Origin of the sequence: Nocardia sp. NBC_01730, from assembly GCF_035920445.1 — a bacterium.
Classification (GTDB): domain Bacteria; phylum Actinomycetota; class Actinomycetes; order Mycobacteriales; family Mycobacteriaceae; genus Nocardia.
In genome coordinates, this window is record NZ_CP109162.1 from 1196787 (window position 1) to 1213060 (window position 16274).

The following is a 16274-nucleotide window of genomic DNA, read 5'->3' on the forward strand; positions in this document are numbered from 1 at the left end:
GTTCGCGCGCCCGTCTGCTACATGTTGGGGGTGCCGATGGAGCCGTCTCGGGCAGCCGTGTTCTCGACGGACGTATCTGTCGTCGCCGACCTCGGGCTGTGGCGGCGACCGAGGTTGGTTGTGCTGGACATTGACGGCACGATTTGCGCGACCGGCGCATACACGCATCCGGAGGCCCACAAGACGATCAGTGCGGCGGTGCGTGCTGCAATTGCGGCTGCTGTTGGCTCGGGCGCATCGGTTGTGTTGGGCACCGGTCGCACGGCCCCGGCGACCATCCCGTTTCTCGACGAACTCGGCATCAGTTCCGGTCGGGCGATCTGCTCGAACGGTGCGGTGGTCATCGATGTCGCCTCGGGCCAGGTTGTGCAGTGCACGACCTTCGAGCTCGCAGGGCCAGCTCGGATTCTCCACGACCATCTGCCGGATGCGGTGTTCGTCGCCGAGGTCCCGGGCGAGGGCGTGCTGACTACGGCGCCGACCGCGGATTCTGACACGCACTTCGGCATGGTCCGGCTGGTGCATTTCGATGAGCTGGCCAGGGCGAGTTCGACGCGGCTGGCTGTGCATTGGCCGGCGGGTGATGCTGACGAGCTGGCTGCGGTGATCGGACAAGTCCACCTCCCCGGTGTGCGGAGCTGGATCGACCCGGGCGATACCTTCGCCGATTTCACTGCTGCTTCGGTGAGCAAGGCCAGCGCCGCCGAGGCCGTCCGGGCGGAGTTGGGTGTACCGCGCGATGAGGTTGTCGCTGTCGGTGATGGTGTCAATGACATCGAATTGTTGCTCTGGTCGGGGCTGGGAGTGGCGATGGGACAGGCACCGGAGGCGGTTCGGGTGGTTGCGGATGCGGTGTGTCCTTCGGTCGAGCAGGACGGGGTCGCCGCAGTCCTGGGGCGCTGGTTCAGTGAATAGAGCCCAGCCGTCCGGTTTGTTCGATCGGGTTCGGTTGCACTGCAACATTTTCCGACTGAGTGTGCGTGAGTGCTTCGGCTGGAGTGAATCGGAATTGCAGCTAACCTTGGGAGAAGGTCGCGAGTAGTCTGCTCGGTGTGGACGACTCCCCCAAGGAGGCCTGTGGTGTTTTCGGCCTCTATGCGCCCGGACAGCCCGTCTCCCACATGACCTACCTCGGCTTGTTCGCTTTGCAGCACCGCGGTCAGGAAGCCGCCGGTATCGCTGTCAGCGACGGCCACAAAATGTGGGTGGACAAAGACACTGGCCTGGTGTCGACGGTTTTCGACGATCGACGCCTGCAAACACTCCAGGGTGACCTCGCCATCGGGCACACCCGCTACTCGACGACCGGTTCCGGCGACTGGAGCAACTGCCAGCCGGTCTATCGCGATGCGCGCCGGCATCAGTTCGCCCTCGCGCACAACGGAAACCTGGTCAACACTGCGGAACTATCCGCCGAACTGGGCATGCCTTACGACGGCATCGGCAGTGACAGCGCCCTGGTCGCCGAGCTGGTGGCCCGAGAGTTGTCGGTCGGCGAACTGCATGGCGAGAGCGAGGAGGTCATCGAGGCCTTCATCGCGACACTGCCCCAGATCAGCGGCGCCTTCTCGCTGGTCCTGCTGGGCTCGGACTTCCTGATCGGCGCCCGCGATCCGCAGGGGTTCCGGCCGTTGTTCCTGGGCAAGCTCGACGACGGCTGGGTGCTGGCCTCGGAAACCCCCGCACTGGATGTCGTCGGAGCCGAAGTTGTCCGCGAGATCGCCCCGGGCGAGGTCGTGGTGATCGACGAGAACGGTGTCCACGCCCGCACGCTGAACCAGCCCGCGGCCGAGCCCGCGTTGTGTTCGTTCGAGTTCGTCTATTTCGCCCGGCCCGACGGCAACCTGCTGGGGCAGAACGTGCATCGAGTTCGGCGGCGGATGGGTCAAGCGTTGGCCCGCCAAGCGCCGGTGCAGGCCGATGCGGTCGTGCCGATCCCGGAGTCCAGTGTGCCGGGCGCGCAGGGCTATGCCGAAGCGTCGGGGATCCCGTTTGTCGACGGGTTCGTCAAGAACCGCTACATCGGCCGGACATTCATCGCCCCCAATCAGGAGTTGCGCAGCAACGCGGTGCGGATCAAGCTCAACCCGATCCGGGAGAACATCGACGGGCAGCGGCTGGTGGTCGTGGAGGATTCGATCATTCGGGCGACCACGCTGCGCGAGACGATGCGGATGATGCGCGCCGCGGGCGCGGCTGAGATTCACCTGCGGGTGCTCTCCCCGCCCTACAAGTGGCCGTGCTGGTTCGGGATGGACACCACCGACCAGTCCAAGTTGGTGGCCTCGCACATGAGCGTGGAGGAGATCCGGGACTACCTCGGGGCCGACAGCCTGGTCTACCTCGACATCGATGCCATGGTCGAGGCGATCACCCCCGGCAGCCAAGGTGGGCTGTGCACGGCGTGCCTGTCCGGTGACTACCCGATCCCGGTGCCGGATTCGGCGATCACCGTGGCGAAATAGCCTCATTGCGATCTGACGAAACGGGCCCGTCCAGCAGCTGGACGGGCCCGTTGTCGCGCGGTGGGTTCAGCACAGCCCGAAGGGCGGTTTCAGGCACAGTGGGGCGCTGGGCCCGGTGATCGGGGTGAAGGTGTCCTGGTCGAGCGGGCTGTCCCATGGTTTGCCGAGCACCATGTTCGCCGCGAGCCGGCCGATCTCGTCGGAGCCGCGGGCGCCGTGACCGTTGCCCCCGACCGCGACGGTGAACGAGTCGTGGTCCAGATGGCCGATGTAGGGGTATCGGGTGGGGGTCTTTTCGATGATGCAGGCCGCGTGCCGGACAGTGACGGGTGCCAGTGTGGGCACCATCGTGGTGATCATGAAGTTCAGCATCGCCGATTGTGCTGGGGTGATCGTCTGCTCGGCGTACCAGCTGATCATCTCGAGGGCGCTGTCGAGGGGCTGCACGCACGGCTGCATGCCGGGACCGATCCGTATCCAGGCGCGCCCGTCGGGGTAGAGCAGCGGCGGCACCAGGTAGATCGAGGTGTTGGCGTCGCCGGTGTCGGCCGGGTCGACGGTGACCACCGGCGGCAGCGCGGCCAGTTCGGCGCGCTGGGCGTCGTTGACCCGCACCAGCAGGTTGGGTTCAGCGTATGCCCGCATCGCCAACTGGTGAGCGTCCGGCAGCAGGTTGTTGTGATTGGTGAACGCACCGGCGGCCACGAGCACCTTCTCGGCGATCACGTCGCGCTGGCCGTGGTCGCTGTCGAGACTCAGGCGCCAGCGGCCGCAGGCCTTCTCGACGGCTCGCACCGCCGCGCGCAGGATGCGCGCACCGTGATTCTCGGCCAGGGCCAGTTGCGCGGACACCAGTCGGCGCGGGTTGAGATGCCCGGCGTGACTGCGCTCGTACAGTCCTTCCACTCCGTCTTCGAGCGGGGGCAGTCCCAGCATCGGGAACTGTGCGGCCAACTTTGCTTGGTCGAGGCGTTCGACGGCGATGGCTTCGTCGCGGCACTGGGCGGCGATCGCGTCGGTGCGGTGTCGGATGGATCCTGCGAGCAGGACCAGGGAACCGCAGTCGATGAAGAACTCGATCTCGGAGGCAGCTTCGATCGCGCGGAACCGGTCCAGGGAGCGAGCGTCGAGTTCGCCCCACACTGGATCCCAGCCCAGGCGTCGGCAGATGCGTGCCTGGTCGTAGTGCGCAGCGAAACTGTGCTGGTCACCGACACTGTGATCGTCGGGTTCGCGGGGGCCGATGACCAGCGTGTCGGCCCCGGCCTCACTGAGGTACTTGCCGGCGGCGGCACCGAACATCCCGGCACCAATGACCACGACTTCGACCCTGCGCGGGGCGTCACCCACGACATGGATACGCGGGCGGTGCTGCGGCGCTGGTGCTTTCGTAGTGTGCGCGGTGTCGTCGAGGGCGATCGCGATCCTGTCGGCGAAACGGGCCCGGTCCGCGGGGGTCATCTCGCTGATGTAGGCCGCGGCAGAGGCCAGCGCGACGAGCGCGGCGAACGGGCGTGCCCGCTCGTAGTCAGCCAGGCACGCCGCCCACGGGTAGGACAGGTCGGCGCGCAGAGCCAGGATGTGGTGGTAGTGGCGCAGTAGCTGTTCTTGCCAGGCGCGGCACGCCTGTGGCGTCAGCGAGGTCGTGAGCAGCAGCGCGACGTCGGTCAGCGGGTTTCCCCACATGGCGAACTGCCAGTCGACAAGACGTGCGGTGGTGGGCTGTTGTGGACTGCTGGTCGCGGCGAAGATGATGTTGGCTGGCCAGACGTCGCCGTGGCACAGCGCGGTCACGGTGCTGCGGTGCGCGCTGCTGGTCAGGTCCCGCACTCTGTCGCGGTCGGCGCGCTGGGCTGAGGGTGTGGCGCCGGGCCGGTCCAGGCCCAGTCCGGCCAGCGCCTCGGGCAGGTGGGCAAGGCCGACGTTGATGGCGGTGATCAGTTCCGGTGAGCTCGAGGTGAGCAGCCACCGGTACGGCGATGCGGGGGTGCCGGTGGTGGCGGTCAGCGAATGCAGCGTCGCCAGGGTGGTGACTGCGGCATGGGCCTGCCGGTAGTTCAGTCCGTCGGCCATTTCGGCGGCACTGAGACCTTCGCCGAGGTCTTCGAGCGCGATGGCGCCGGTGCCGTCGCCGTGGCGGATGCTGCGGTAGCAGCGCGGGGCGATCGTGCGCGCGATCGGGCCGTGCGCTGCCAGTGCTTGGTAGCTGGCGATCTCGCGGCCGAGCAGATCGTCGTCACGAGTCAGGTTCTGCCAGTGCCCGTTCCTGGTCGGGGTGGTCTTGTAGATTAGCGAGTTCTCCCCGCATCGCAGCCGGTAGACCGCGCCCATCTCTCCGTCGGTCCTGGACAGGGGTTCGCTGGTGATGGGCTGGTTGCTCGAGGTGTTCCAGCCGAGGGTGTTGCGTACCCAGTCGAAGCTGGTGTCGGGCATGTCGGGGAACTGGTTGGGTGGCAGGGTCATCGGGTCACCGTCATTTCGTGGGTGCGCGGGTTCGGTGCAGGCAGCAGGCGTTGGTGGACCAGCCGCGACAGATACAGCGGGATCAGCTCGTGCAGGGGCGGGCAGTGGATCTGGTGTGCGGCGGCGACCGCGTGGCTGTTGTCGACCTCGAGCCGCGCGGTGCGCAGGTAGGGGTCGTTGCTGGTGAGCAACGGGACCAGTGGGTAGAGCGCGTTGTTGTGTTCGTGGCGCAACCCGGCCACGATGGCGTCCCACTTGTGCAGGGGCGCGGTGCGCACCGGGTAGCCGTGTGTGCGCACGAGCTCGATCAGCTCGGTGTAGGTGCTCGGGTTGGGGTGGGTGAGGTGGAAGGTGCGCGAGGCGGGTTCGGCGCCGGATGCCGCCACGATCAGCGCGGCCGCGTAGTCCACCGGCACCAGGTCGATGGTGGCCTCGATGTCGGGGCACATGCCCAAGGTGATGATGCCGCGCAGGAACCGGAGCAAGAAGTCGCCGACCTGTCCGGCGTCGCCGTCGGTGGCGCCCAGCAGGGCGCCGGGACGGTAGATCGCCGCGGCGTGCCCGCGGCTGCGGGCCTCTGTGACTAAAGCTTCTGCGTCCCACTTGGTTTCGGCGTAGCCGCCGCCGTAGAGGCTGTCGCGGTGGGCCAACGGCAGGTCTTCGGCGATGCTGCGGTAGCGGTGGTAGCCGTAGGCGTCGAACACCGCGTCGGTGGAGATGTGGTGCAGCTGGGCGGGCTGTCCGGCTGCGGCGAGGGCGATCAGTTCGCCGGTGCCGGTGACGTTGGTGGGAGCGAGCCGGTCGTAGGGGTGCAGCGAGTGGACGAAGGCGGCGCAGTGGTAGATGTCGTCGATTTGTTCGCTGAGCTGATCCCAGCGGCGCGGATCGAGCCCGAGGGACGGGCGGGTGAGGTCGGCGGCGACGGCGGTGACGCGGTGGTCCGCACCGGCCGTCACGCCTGCCCGGGTGAGCGCGTCGTGCAGGCGTCGACGGGCCTGCTCGTCGTCGCGGCCACGCACCAGGCAGTTGATGTCGGTGCTCGTCGTGTCGAGAAGCTGCCTGACCAGCTGGGTTCCGAGGAACCCGGTGGCCCCGGTCACCAGCACGCGCCTGGCCGCGGCGTGCGTCGCCGGGCCGGAGACCGACGGCAGCCCGGCGGACGTGGCCGGTGCCGTGGTAGTGCGTGCCGGCGCGGGGAAGAATCCGTTGTCACGCAGGATGGTCAGACACTGTTTGGCCACGTCGAGGATGTGGGTGAGGTCGTCGTCGGTGTGCGCTGTGGACAGGAAGCACACGCGGGTTTCCAGGATATAGATGCCGTGGTGGGCCATCAGCGCGAAGAACAGTTCGTGTGCCAGGGGGCTGCGATGCAGCCGGTAGTCGTGCTCGGGGATGAACCGGAACAGCGAGGAGAACGCCACGATCTTCATCCCGAACCCTTCGCGGCGGCAGTACCGGTTGAATTCGTCAGCCAACCAGGTCACCTTGCGCTCGAGGTGATGCTGGATGTGGGGGCTCTCGCGTTCGAGCAGGTGCAGGACGGCCGCGGCGGCGGCCATCGTCATCGGGTTCTTGTTGAAGGTGCCGCCGAAGAACGTCGTCGGGGTCGTCGGGGCGGAGGTGTCGCCGTAGGTGAAGGCGCCCCCGTCGACGGTGTCGAGGAACGCGGCGGAACCGGCGACCGCGCCGATCGGGAGGCCGCCGCCGAGGATCTTGCCGTAGGTGACCAGGTCGGCGTCTACCCCTGACCAGCCTTGGGCTCCGCGCGGCCCGACCCGGAATCCGGTGATGACCTCGTCGAAGATCAGCGCGGTGCCGCTGCCGCTGGTGAGCGCGCGCAGCTGGTGCAGGTACTGGGCGGGTGCGAGATCGGGGCGGCGGCTTTGCACCGGTTCGACCAGCACTGCGGCCAAGGTCGGGGCCAGCTCGACGATCACCTGCAACGACTCCTCGCTGCCGTAGTCCAGGACGACGACATCGCCCATCGCACCGTCGCCTATCCCGCGTGACATGGGCAGCGACTTGCCGGTTCCGGCAGGCAGTGCCAACGTGGTGTCGGACCAGCCGTGATAGGAGCCGGCGAACATGACGAACCGGGTACGGCCGGTCGCGGCGCGGGCGAAACGCAGCGCCGCGTTCACGGCTTCTGTGCCAGAGTTGCAGAACACGGCCCGTTCGGTGCCGGTGAGCCTGCACAGCTGCGCGGCGACCCGACCGCCAGAGTCGGCCTGCGGGCCGATGTGGATACCGCGGTCGAGCTGATCGCGCAGCGCCTCGGTGAGCACGGGCGGGTTGTAGCCGAACAGGTGCACCCCGTACCCCATGGAGATGTCGAGGTATTCGTTGCCGTCGAGGTCGACGAACCGGGCCCCTTCCGAGCGGGCGGCCACGATCGGATAGGTCATCTCTTTCAGCGCGGGCACGAAACTGCCCGCCCGGCAGTTGGCCAGCACCGACATCGACTGTGCAGCCGCCCGCTTCGAGGTCGCGGTGCGGGCAGCGTAGTCGGCGACGAACCCGGCGACGAACCGCTGCTGCGCGCTCGAGAGACGTTCGGGTGCCGCACCGGTGGGAGCATCCAGTGATGCCGGGCCTTGCCGGAAGCTGTGTTCCTGCGAACTCCCGGCCGCCGGCGGGGGCGCGGCGGGGGTGCCGGGGTGGTGCGGGGGTGTGGGGGTGCTGTGTTCGCGCGGGCGCTTGGCGGCGACCAGGGTGATGAGCGCGTCGACGGTGACTGCGTGGTCGAACAGTTCGTCGAAGCTGACCGTGACGCCGTGCTGGTCGAGCAGGTAGTGCCCGATGCGGGTGTAGGTCATCGAGTCCGCGCCGAGGCTCGCCAGATCACCGGCCGGGTCCAGGTCCTCAGGTGCGTAGCCGAGCAGATCCGCGACCCGGGCATGGATCTGACGGGCCACGTCGCCGTCGCCACCGACCTGGCTTTGGGGTCGCTGGCGGGCCGGGGCGTGGCCGGGGCGAGGTTTGCTGGTGGGCGGGGCGGCTGTGGTGCGGCCGAACGGGTAGCCCGGCAGGCTGATCCGGGCCGGGGTGGTGTCGTAGCAGCCTGCCCAGTCGATCCGCTGACCGGCGCACCAGGCGTGCGCGATGCGGTGCGCGGGGCCGGTGGCTGAGGCTGCCGCACCCGGAGTGTTGCTGCTGGTCACAACGTCGGTGCCGGTGTAGGTGCCGACGAGCACGCCGTTCAGCAGGGTGGCCAGCCGGGCGACGGAGGGGGCGACGGCTGCGAGCCTGCACGGGTAATGGTGGCGTCCGGTTTGCAGCGTGTACGCCAGCTCGGCGGGGTCGATGTCGTCGGTGAGTGCTGCCGCCAACTGTTCCAGGGCCGCGCGCAGGTCGGTGTCGTCGCGAGCGGAGACCGGAAACACGAATTCCCCTGTACCACCATGGGTTTTGCGGGGTGGTGGGGCTTCGACGATGACGTGGACGTTGGTGCCGGACATGCCGAACGCGGACACGCCCGCGATGAGTGGGGCGGCGGGCGGCCACGGGGTGAGTGTGCGCGGCACGCGCAGGGGAAGGCTGTCCCAGTCGAGGTTGGTGTTGAGCGGTTCGCAGTGCGGCTGAGCGGGAACGGTCCGGGTTTGCAGGGCGAGTACGGTCTTGATCAGCCCGGCCAGCCCGGCGGCCTCCTCGAGGTGGCCGATGTTGGCCTTGACCGACCCGATCAGCAGCGGCCGGCTCCGCCCGGCGAACACCGTGGCCAGAGCACCCAGTTCGATCGGGTCGCCGAGCTGGGTTCCGGTGCCGTGGGTTTCGAGGTAGCTGACCTGGTCGGGAGCCAGGCCGGCATCGGCGAGGGCCTTGCCGATCACCGCGGTCTGGGCCTGGCTGTTGGGCACGGTCAGCCCGGAGCTGGGGCCGTCGTGGTTGACCGCCGAGCCGCGCAGCACGGCGTGGATCGGGTAGCCGTCGGCCAGCGCGGCATCGAGGCGTTTGAGGATCACCGCGGCGACGCCTTCGCCACGGCCGAACCCGTCTGCGGCCGCGGAGAACACCTTGGATCGCCCGTCCGGCGCCAGCGCGCCGGTCTTGCACAGCTGGATGGTCTCGACTGGGTCGAGAAGCAGTTTAGCGGCGGCGACGATCGCCGTGTCGCATTCGCCGCGCCGGATCGAGCTGATCGCGGTGTGGACGGCGACCAGGCTCGAGGAGCAGGCGGTGGCCAGCACCATGCTCGGCCCGTGGCAGCCCAGCAGATGCGACAGCCGGCCCGCGGCCATGCTCAGCGTGGAGCCGGTCGCCACGTGCGGGTCGGTGTCGAGGTCGGCCGGGTCCAGGCGGCGCAGGTGATCGTTGAGGAATTCGTCGGCACCGAGGAAGACGCCGGTGTCGCTGCCGCGCAGGGTCATCGGGTCGATCCCGGCGTGCTCGATCGCATGCCAGGTGGTTTCGAGCAGCATCCGATGCCGCGGGTCCATCCGGGCGGCTTCGCCCGGTGAGATCCCGAAGAACGCGGCGTCGAAGCTGTCGATGTCGGCGAGTGTGGCCGCGCAGCGGACGTTCATCTTGCCCGGCGCGGCCGGTGACGGGTCGTAGTAGGCCTCGATGTCCCAGCGGTCGGCAGGAATCGGGGCGAGCACGTCGGTACTGGCGCACAGCTGCTCCCAGAATGCGGGGACGGTGTCGGCGCCGGGGAACCGCAATGCCATCCCGATGACCGCGACCCGGTCGCCGATGTCGCTGTCCATCAACGAATCCGGCTCAGGGCTGGTGACGGAGGCCGCCGGCAGGGTAGTGGTGGCCGGGGTTGGTGCGGGTCCGGCTGCTGCCAGCAGGCCGGTCAGGTGAGCGGCCAGGGCGGCGACGTCGGGGTGGTCGAAGACCACCGTCGCCGGCAGCGCGACACCGAAGTGTTGCTGCAATCTCGCGCGCAGGTCCAGCGCGCTCAATGAGTCGATCCCGAGGGCGGTGAAGCCGCGGTGCCGGTCCACCTCGGCCGGGGCGATCCCCAGAAGTTCGGCCACCAGGTCGGTAATCGTCTGTGCCACATCATGTTCCGGTGCGGGCTGTGTCGCTGCGGTTACCGGCGTCGGCTGGGCCGGCGGGGCTGCGATGTTGGTGAGCGCGGCTAGGACAGGGGTCGGGTAGGTGCGGGTGGCGGCGAAGCGGTCCCAGTCCACGGCCGCGATCGCCACATGCGGTCCGGCCCAGGGCAACGCGGTCAACGCGGCGGCCGCGGTGTCGGGGTCGAGCAGGTGTTCTCCTTCGGCCTGGATGCGTTCGCGGAGGCGGGCGGCGAGCCGGCCGGTCATCCCTTCACCTGCCCAGCTGCCCCAGCTCACCGCGAGGGCGGGCAGGCCCTGGTCGTGGCGGTGGCGAGCAAGATCGCACAGGGCGCCGTTGGCGGCGGCGTAGCTGGCTTGGCCCGGGTAGCCGATGGTCGCGGCCAGCGAGGAGAACAGCACGAAGAACTCCAGCGGCAGCTCGCGGGTCAGTTCGTGCAGCAGCCACGCCCCGCCGACCTTGCCCGCGAGCACCGCTTCGATCCGCTGCCGGTTCTGGTGTAGCAGGATCGCGTCGTCGAGGACTCCGGCGCAGTGCACGATCCCGCGCAACCCGGGCCCGATGCGGTCGATCAGGTCACCGAGCAGGCTCGCGTCACCGACGTCACCGCACACCACCTCGATCTCGGTGCCGGTGGCTGCCAGCGCTTTCCACGCCGCGCCGTCGGCGGATTGACCGCTGCGGGCGAGAAGCACGACCCGGGCGGGGCGGCGGCGGGCGATCAGCAACGCGACGTGCAGGCCGAGCGCGCCGGTGCCGCCGGTGATCAGGTAGGTGCCCTCTCCTCGGATCGGGACCGCGTCGACGAGCCCCCCGTCAGCCTCGATGCGGGTGGGGGTGGCCAGGCGGGCGCGATAGAGGTGACCCGCGCGGACCGTCCGGGCTTCACCGGCGGCGGGCCGGTGCAGGCATGAGATCAGCGCGTTCACCTCGGCCGCGGTCGGTGCCGGGGGCGCGGTGACCGCGGCACAGGTGAGTTCGGGGTGTTCGGCGGTGATGGTGCGTGCCAGGGCGGCCAGGGCGGTCGCGCGCACGTCGCCGTCGGCGGTGAGCAGCCACAGCCCGGCCACCGGCAGGGTGCCGGTCAGCGCCACGATGCTGCGCGCGGTGTCGATGACCCTCAGCAGGGCGTCGGTGGGGTTGTCACCGGTGCAGGCGGTGTCGGCGAGGATGACCTGGACCCGGGTTCCGGGTGCTGAGACGCGGCCGAGCTCGCTGGCCAGCTCCCCGGCGGCGGGCAAGCGCCCGGCGCCGGTGCGCAGCTGCGCGCACCCGCGTCCCTGGGCGCGCAGACCGTCGACGAGCCGGGAGGCCAGGTCACCGGGAGGACCGATGACGACGAAGGTGCCTGCGCTGCCCGTCTCGTCGGTGTCAGGTGCTTCTTCCCAGGTCAGGTCGAGGAATTGTGGCGAGTTCACGGTGTCGGTCTCCGATGGCGAGGTGAGTGCGGCGGTGTCGGGGCTGGTGGGGGAGGCCGGGCGGTCGAGCCAGTGCCGGGTGCGTTGGAAGGGGTAGGCAGGCAGCGCGACCCGGCGGCCGGTGCGCGGGCGCAGGGCGGGCCAGTGCAGGTTGGCGCCGGCGGTGTAGAGGCGGGCCAGCGCACCGAACGCGGCGAAGGGTCGCGGGGGCTCATGCTCGACAGCCATCGGTGGCCCCCACTGGGCAGGACTCGGCGGCCCAGGGCGGTGAGCACGGGGGTGGCGCCGATTTCGAGGAACGTGGCAGCCCCGCGCCGGTCCGCCGTGGTGATCGCGTCGGCGAACCGGACCGGGGTGCTCAGTTGCTCGACCCAGTAGTCCGGCCTGAAATCGGATGGTCGGGCCATGGCGCCAGTGCTCGCGGCGATCAGGTCGATGCGGGGGGCGTGGTAGGTCAGCGATTCGGCGACGCGCCGCAGCCCGGCCGCGGCGGGTGCCATCAGCGGGGAGTGCAGTGCGCGCGAGACCGCCAGCGTCCTCGTCGCGATGCCGCGGCGGCCGCATTCGGCGATGAGCTGGTCGATCGCGGGCGGTGCCCCGGAGACGACGACAGCATCGGGTGCGTTGATTGCGGCCACCGCCACGGTGCCCGCCCACGGTGCCACCAGCGCTTCGACGGTGGCCTCATCGGCAGCTACCTGCACCATCTTTCCTGGCGGGGTGAGGGTTTCGACCAGGTCGGCGCGGGCGGTCACCAGGCGCAGCGCGTCTGGCACGGACAAGACACCCGCCAGGGTCGCGGCGAGGTATTCCCCGAGGCTGTGCCCGATCAGCAGGTCCGGGTGCACACCCCAGGAACGCCACAGCGCGGCCGTGGCGTAGCCGACGGCGAAGATCGCCGGATGCGCCGAGGTCGGGTCCGACAGCTCCGAGGCGGGGCCGGGCCCGTAGAGCAGTTCGGTGAGCGATCCCCCGCCCTGGGACTCGACGATGTTCGCGCACTCGCCGAAGGCCCCCCGGAACACCGGTTCGCTGTCGTAGAGGGCGCGGCCCATCTGCGGGTACTGCGAGCCGTATCCGGTGCACAGCCACACCGTCGGCCCTGCCACCGCATCCGCGGCCTCGCTGGTGCCGGGCCCGGCGAGCAGCCGGTCCAGCTGGGCGCGGGCCGCCGCGGCGTCGGTGGCGGTGATCGCGGCGCGGAACCGGTGGTGGCGGCGAGTGGTGGCGGTGTAGTAGATGTCGGTGAACCGGTCGGGTGCCTCGTCGAGCAGGCGGCGGTAGCCCGAGAGCAGTTCGCGCAACGCGGTGGGGCTGTGGGCCGAGATCGGCAGCAGCTGCACGGGCCGCTCGGGCACCGGCGGCCCGGGTTGGGGTGTGTTGGGGGCCTGTTCGAGGACCAGGTGGCAGTTGGTGCCGCCCATGCCGAACGAACTCACTCCGGCCCGCCGGGGACGGTGCTCGTCGCCGAGCCAGTCACAGAGTGCGGTGTTGACGTAGAACGGGCTGGCAGGCAGGTCCGCTGCCGGGTTGGGGGTGCGAAAGCCTAAGCTCGGCGGGATCTGCCGGTGGTGCAGGCTCAGCGCGGTCTTGATCAGCCCGATCACCCCGGCGGCTTCGTCGAGGTGACCGATGTTGGATTTCACCGACCCGATCGCGCACCATCGACCGGCACGGTCGGTGCTGGACCGGAAGGCGCGAGTCAGCGCGGCGATTTCGATCGGGTCACCTAATCGTGTTGCGGTGCCGTGTGTTTCGACGTAGGAGACGTCGTCGGCGGTGATGCCGGCGACGCGGTGAGCACCGGTGATGGCCTCGGCTTGGGCGTCGAGGCTGGGGCCGGTGTAGGCCGGTTTGTCGGCCCCGTCGTTGGTGACCGCGGACCCGGACACGACCGCATAGATCCGGTCACCGTCGGCCAGCGCCCTGGTCAGGGTCTTGAGCACGACCACGCCCAGCCCGTTGCCGAACACGGTGCCGTCGGCGTCGGCGTCGAACGGGCGGCAGTGGCCGTCGCTCGAGACCATCAGCCCGTCACGCCATCGGTATCCGGTGGCTTGGGGGGTGATGATGGAGACCCCGCCGGCCAGGGCGGTGTCGCATTCACCGGCCAGCAGCGCTTGCCGGGCCAGGTGCACCGCGACCAGCGAGGTCGCGCAGGTGGCCTGGACGTTGATGCTGGGACCACGCAACCCGAGCAGATGCGAGGTCCGCATCGGCAGGTGGTCTCCGGCGTTGCCCTGCTCGATGCGCAGGTCGACGGCCCGGTCGAAGTTGCGGTGGCTCAGGAACACCGGTGGCCCGACCGCCGGGAGGACGTTGTTGACCAGGTAGGTGCTCATCGCCGACCCGGCGAACACCGCGACCCGGTCGGTGGCCAGCCCGGCGTCCTCGACCGCGTCGACGGCTGTTTCGAGGAACAGCCGGTGCTGGGGGTCCGTCACGGCGGCCTCGGCTGGGCTGATGCCGAAGAACTCCGCGTCGAAGTCCTCGATGCCCGTGAGCTGTGCGGCGACCGCGACGAAGTGCGGGTCTCGGGTCTGCTCCGCGGGCAGGGCAGCCAGTTCGGCACTGGTCAGCGGCGCGATCGATTCGACACCACCACACAGGTTCAACCAGAACTGGTGGATCGAATCGGCGCCGGGCACCCGGCAGGCCATCCCGACAATGGCGACCGTGTCGTCCCCGGCCGTCGGTGTTCGCGTCGCCGGCGTCGCCGGGCGGGTGTGTTCGCCGCCGGACAGGTACCGGGACACGGCGTGGATGGTCGGTTTCCGGAACAGCAGGTTGGCAGGCAGCGTCTGACCGCAGGCTGCTTCGATGCGCTGGTGCGCGTGCACGAGCATCAGCGAATCGGCACCAAGGTCGGTGAACGAGGCGTCCGGGTCGACGTCGGTGACCTCGAGCAGTTCACGCCAGATCCGGGTCACCACGTCCGCCGCCTCGGTGAGCGGGCGCGTGCCGGGCCGGTCCTCGGCCGCGGTGGACAGCGCCGGGAGGGCTTTGCGGTCGAGTTTGCCGCTGGGCGTCAGCGGCAGTCCGGCCACGACGTGCACCACAGCCGGGACCAGGTGGTCGGGCAAGGTGGCGGCGGCATGCTGGCGCAGGCGCTGCCCGAGATCGGCAGTCCCGGCACCGGCGACGGGCACGACGTAGGCGAGCAGACGGGCGTTGCCGTGAGCTCCTTCGGCGGCGACGACGGCGCATTCGGCCACCGCGGCGTGCTCGGCTAGGGCGGCTTCGATCTCGCCGGGCTCGATGCGGAACCCGCGGATCTTTAGCTGAGTGTCGGCGCGGCCGACACATTCGATGACCCCGTCGCCGCTGTCGCGGCCCAGATCCCCCATCCGGTAGAGCCGCGAACCTGCCGGACTGAACGGGTTGGCGACGAACCGCTGCGCGGTCAAACCCGGGCGGCCGTGGTAGCCCTCGGCCAGACTGTCGCCCTCACAGTAGATTTCACCGACCTGACCCGCGTCGACCGGAGCAAGCGCGCTGTCGAGGATGTGCAGGGCCATGTTGTCGACGCTGGCCCGGCCCACCGGCGCCACAGCAGGCCAGATGGACGGGTCGCCGGCCAGTTCGTGGGTTGCGACGTCGATGCACTCGGTGGACCCGTAGTGGTTGTGGATCACAGTCCCGCTGCGGCGCGCGAACTCCCGGATCGCCGGGGTGATCCGCAGTATCTCCCCGCCGACGATCAGTTCCACCAGATCGGTCGGTGCCTGCCCGGTCGTGGCGGCCTGGGCGATCTGCTGCAAGGCGACAAACGGCATGTACCACTTCTGGATCCGCCGGGCCCGGGCGAACTCGAGCAGCGCCATCGGGTTGGATCGGGTGTCCTCGTCGACCACCACCAGCGTCGCGCCGGTGGCCAGGCCGGCGAAGATCTCGTGGAAGGCCACGTCGAAGCTGATAGGCGAGTACAGCAGCACCCGGGTTCCGGGTTCGGACAGCCAGCTCCGGCGATGCCAGGCGAGCAGATTCGCAATCGCGGTATGGCTGACCGTGGTCCCCTTGGGCCGACCGGTGGAACCGGAGGTGTAGATCATGTACACCGGCGCCTGCACACTCACGTTCCTGTTCACCACGTCTGCCGTCGGACAAAGTTCGATCGGGGCGCCGTCGGAGGTGATAGGCAGCGACCGGGCCTGCCGCAGTACCGGTTCCAGGTCGCTGCCGCTGGTGGCAGCGGTCGTGACCACGATCCCGGCACCGGAATCGGCCAGCATGAACGCCACCCGATCCGCAGGGTAGGCCGGGTCCAAGGGGACCACGACACTCCCTGCTTTCACTACCGCGATCACCGCCACGATCTGTGCGATCGACCGCCCGACGCACACCCCGATCATGTCCCCGACCTCGGCACCGGCAGCAACGAGATGCTGGGCGAGCCGATCTGCGCGTTCGTCGAGCTCCCGGTAGGTGATCCCCGTCTGGCCGTCTTCCACCGCGAGCAAGTCGCCGTGATCACCGACCGCTGACGCCAGCAGCTCGGCAACCGGGCGACGGTCGTAGGCGACCGGCGGCCGGGATTGCTGTGGCCCTGCCGCGGCGAAGGGCGAGGCCTGCGTGTGCGCCGCGCCGCGTACCGCCGACACCCGTTCTGTAGGGATGGTCATCGAACGCCTTCCTGTCGAAAGCCGAGAACACAGCTCGCGCACCACAGCGCCCGAGTGGGGGCGCACAGGAGCAGAATCGGGGGACCTCGCGAAGAGCCCGCCCGGCCGATAGCCAGGACGCTCGACCCCCATGCGTTTCGTCCGGCCAGGCGGATCGGCGCGACGGGTGGAGCGAGCCACATCATCCAGTTGAGCTGTGCAACTTCAGGTTTCGAGACTGACAGGCCACCGGGTCGGCCCACCACAGCAGTTCACCCAGCAGATTCACAGTCACCGGAGCTGCT

General features: G+C 69.5%; 5 protein-coding genes. 2 read left to right on the forward strand and 3 right to left on the reverse strand.

The window, feature by feature from the left end; all coding sequences use genetic code 11:
- The first annotated feature begins 120 nt into the window (after window positions 1–120).
- Window positions 121–915: an HAD family hydrolase gene (locus OHB12_RS04575; protein ID WP_327116440.1), complete on the forward strand. Its 795-nt coding sequence runs from the start codon at window positions 121–123 to the stop codon at window positions 913–915.
- 137 nt (window positions 916–1052) lie between these two features.
- Window positions 1053–2465, forward strand: a complete 1413-nt coding sequence (gene purF / locus OHB12_RS04580) for an amidophosphoribosyltransferase (RefSeq protein WP_327116442.1) — start codon at window positions 1053–1055, stop codon at window positions 2463–2465.
- Window positions 2466–2531: 66 nt separating this feature from the next.
- Here purF and OHB12_RS04585 read toward each other — a convergent pair whose 3' ends face one another.
- Genes OHB12_RS04585 through OHB12_RS04595 form a run of 3 tightly spaced genes read right to left on the reverse strand, consistent with a single transcriptional unit; the run spans window position 2532 to window position 15990 of the window.
- A complete protein-coding gene (locus OHB12_RS04585; protein WP_327116444.1) occupies window positions 2532–4928 on the reverse strand; it encodes an FAD-dependent oxidoreductase in 2397 nt (798 codons plus the stop codon).
- Window positions 4925–11368 carry a thioester reductase domain-containing protein gene (locus tag OHB12_RS04590; RefSeq protein ID WP_327120893.1) on the reverse strand — a complete coding sequence of 2148 codons (6444 nt, stop codon included), beginning with the start codon at window positions 11366–11368 and terminating at the stop codon, window positions 4925–4927. Before OHB12_RS04590 ends, OHB12_RS04585 begins: the two co-directional genes overlap by 4 nt.
- Window positions 11365–15990: a polyketide synthase gene (locus tag OHB12_RS04595; protein WP_327116446.1), complete on the reverse strand. Its 4626-nt coding sequence runs from the start codon at window positions 15988–15990 to the stop codon at window positions 11365–11367. The genes OHB12_RS04590 and OHB12_RS04595 overlap by 4 nt, the downstream gene beginning before the upstream one ends.
- Between the last annotated feature and the right edge of the window lie 284 nt (window positions 15991–16274).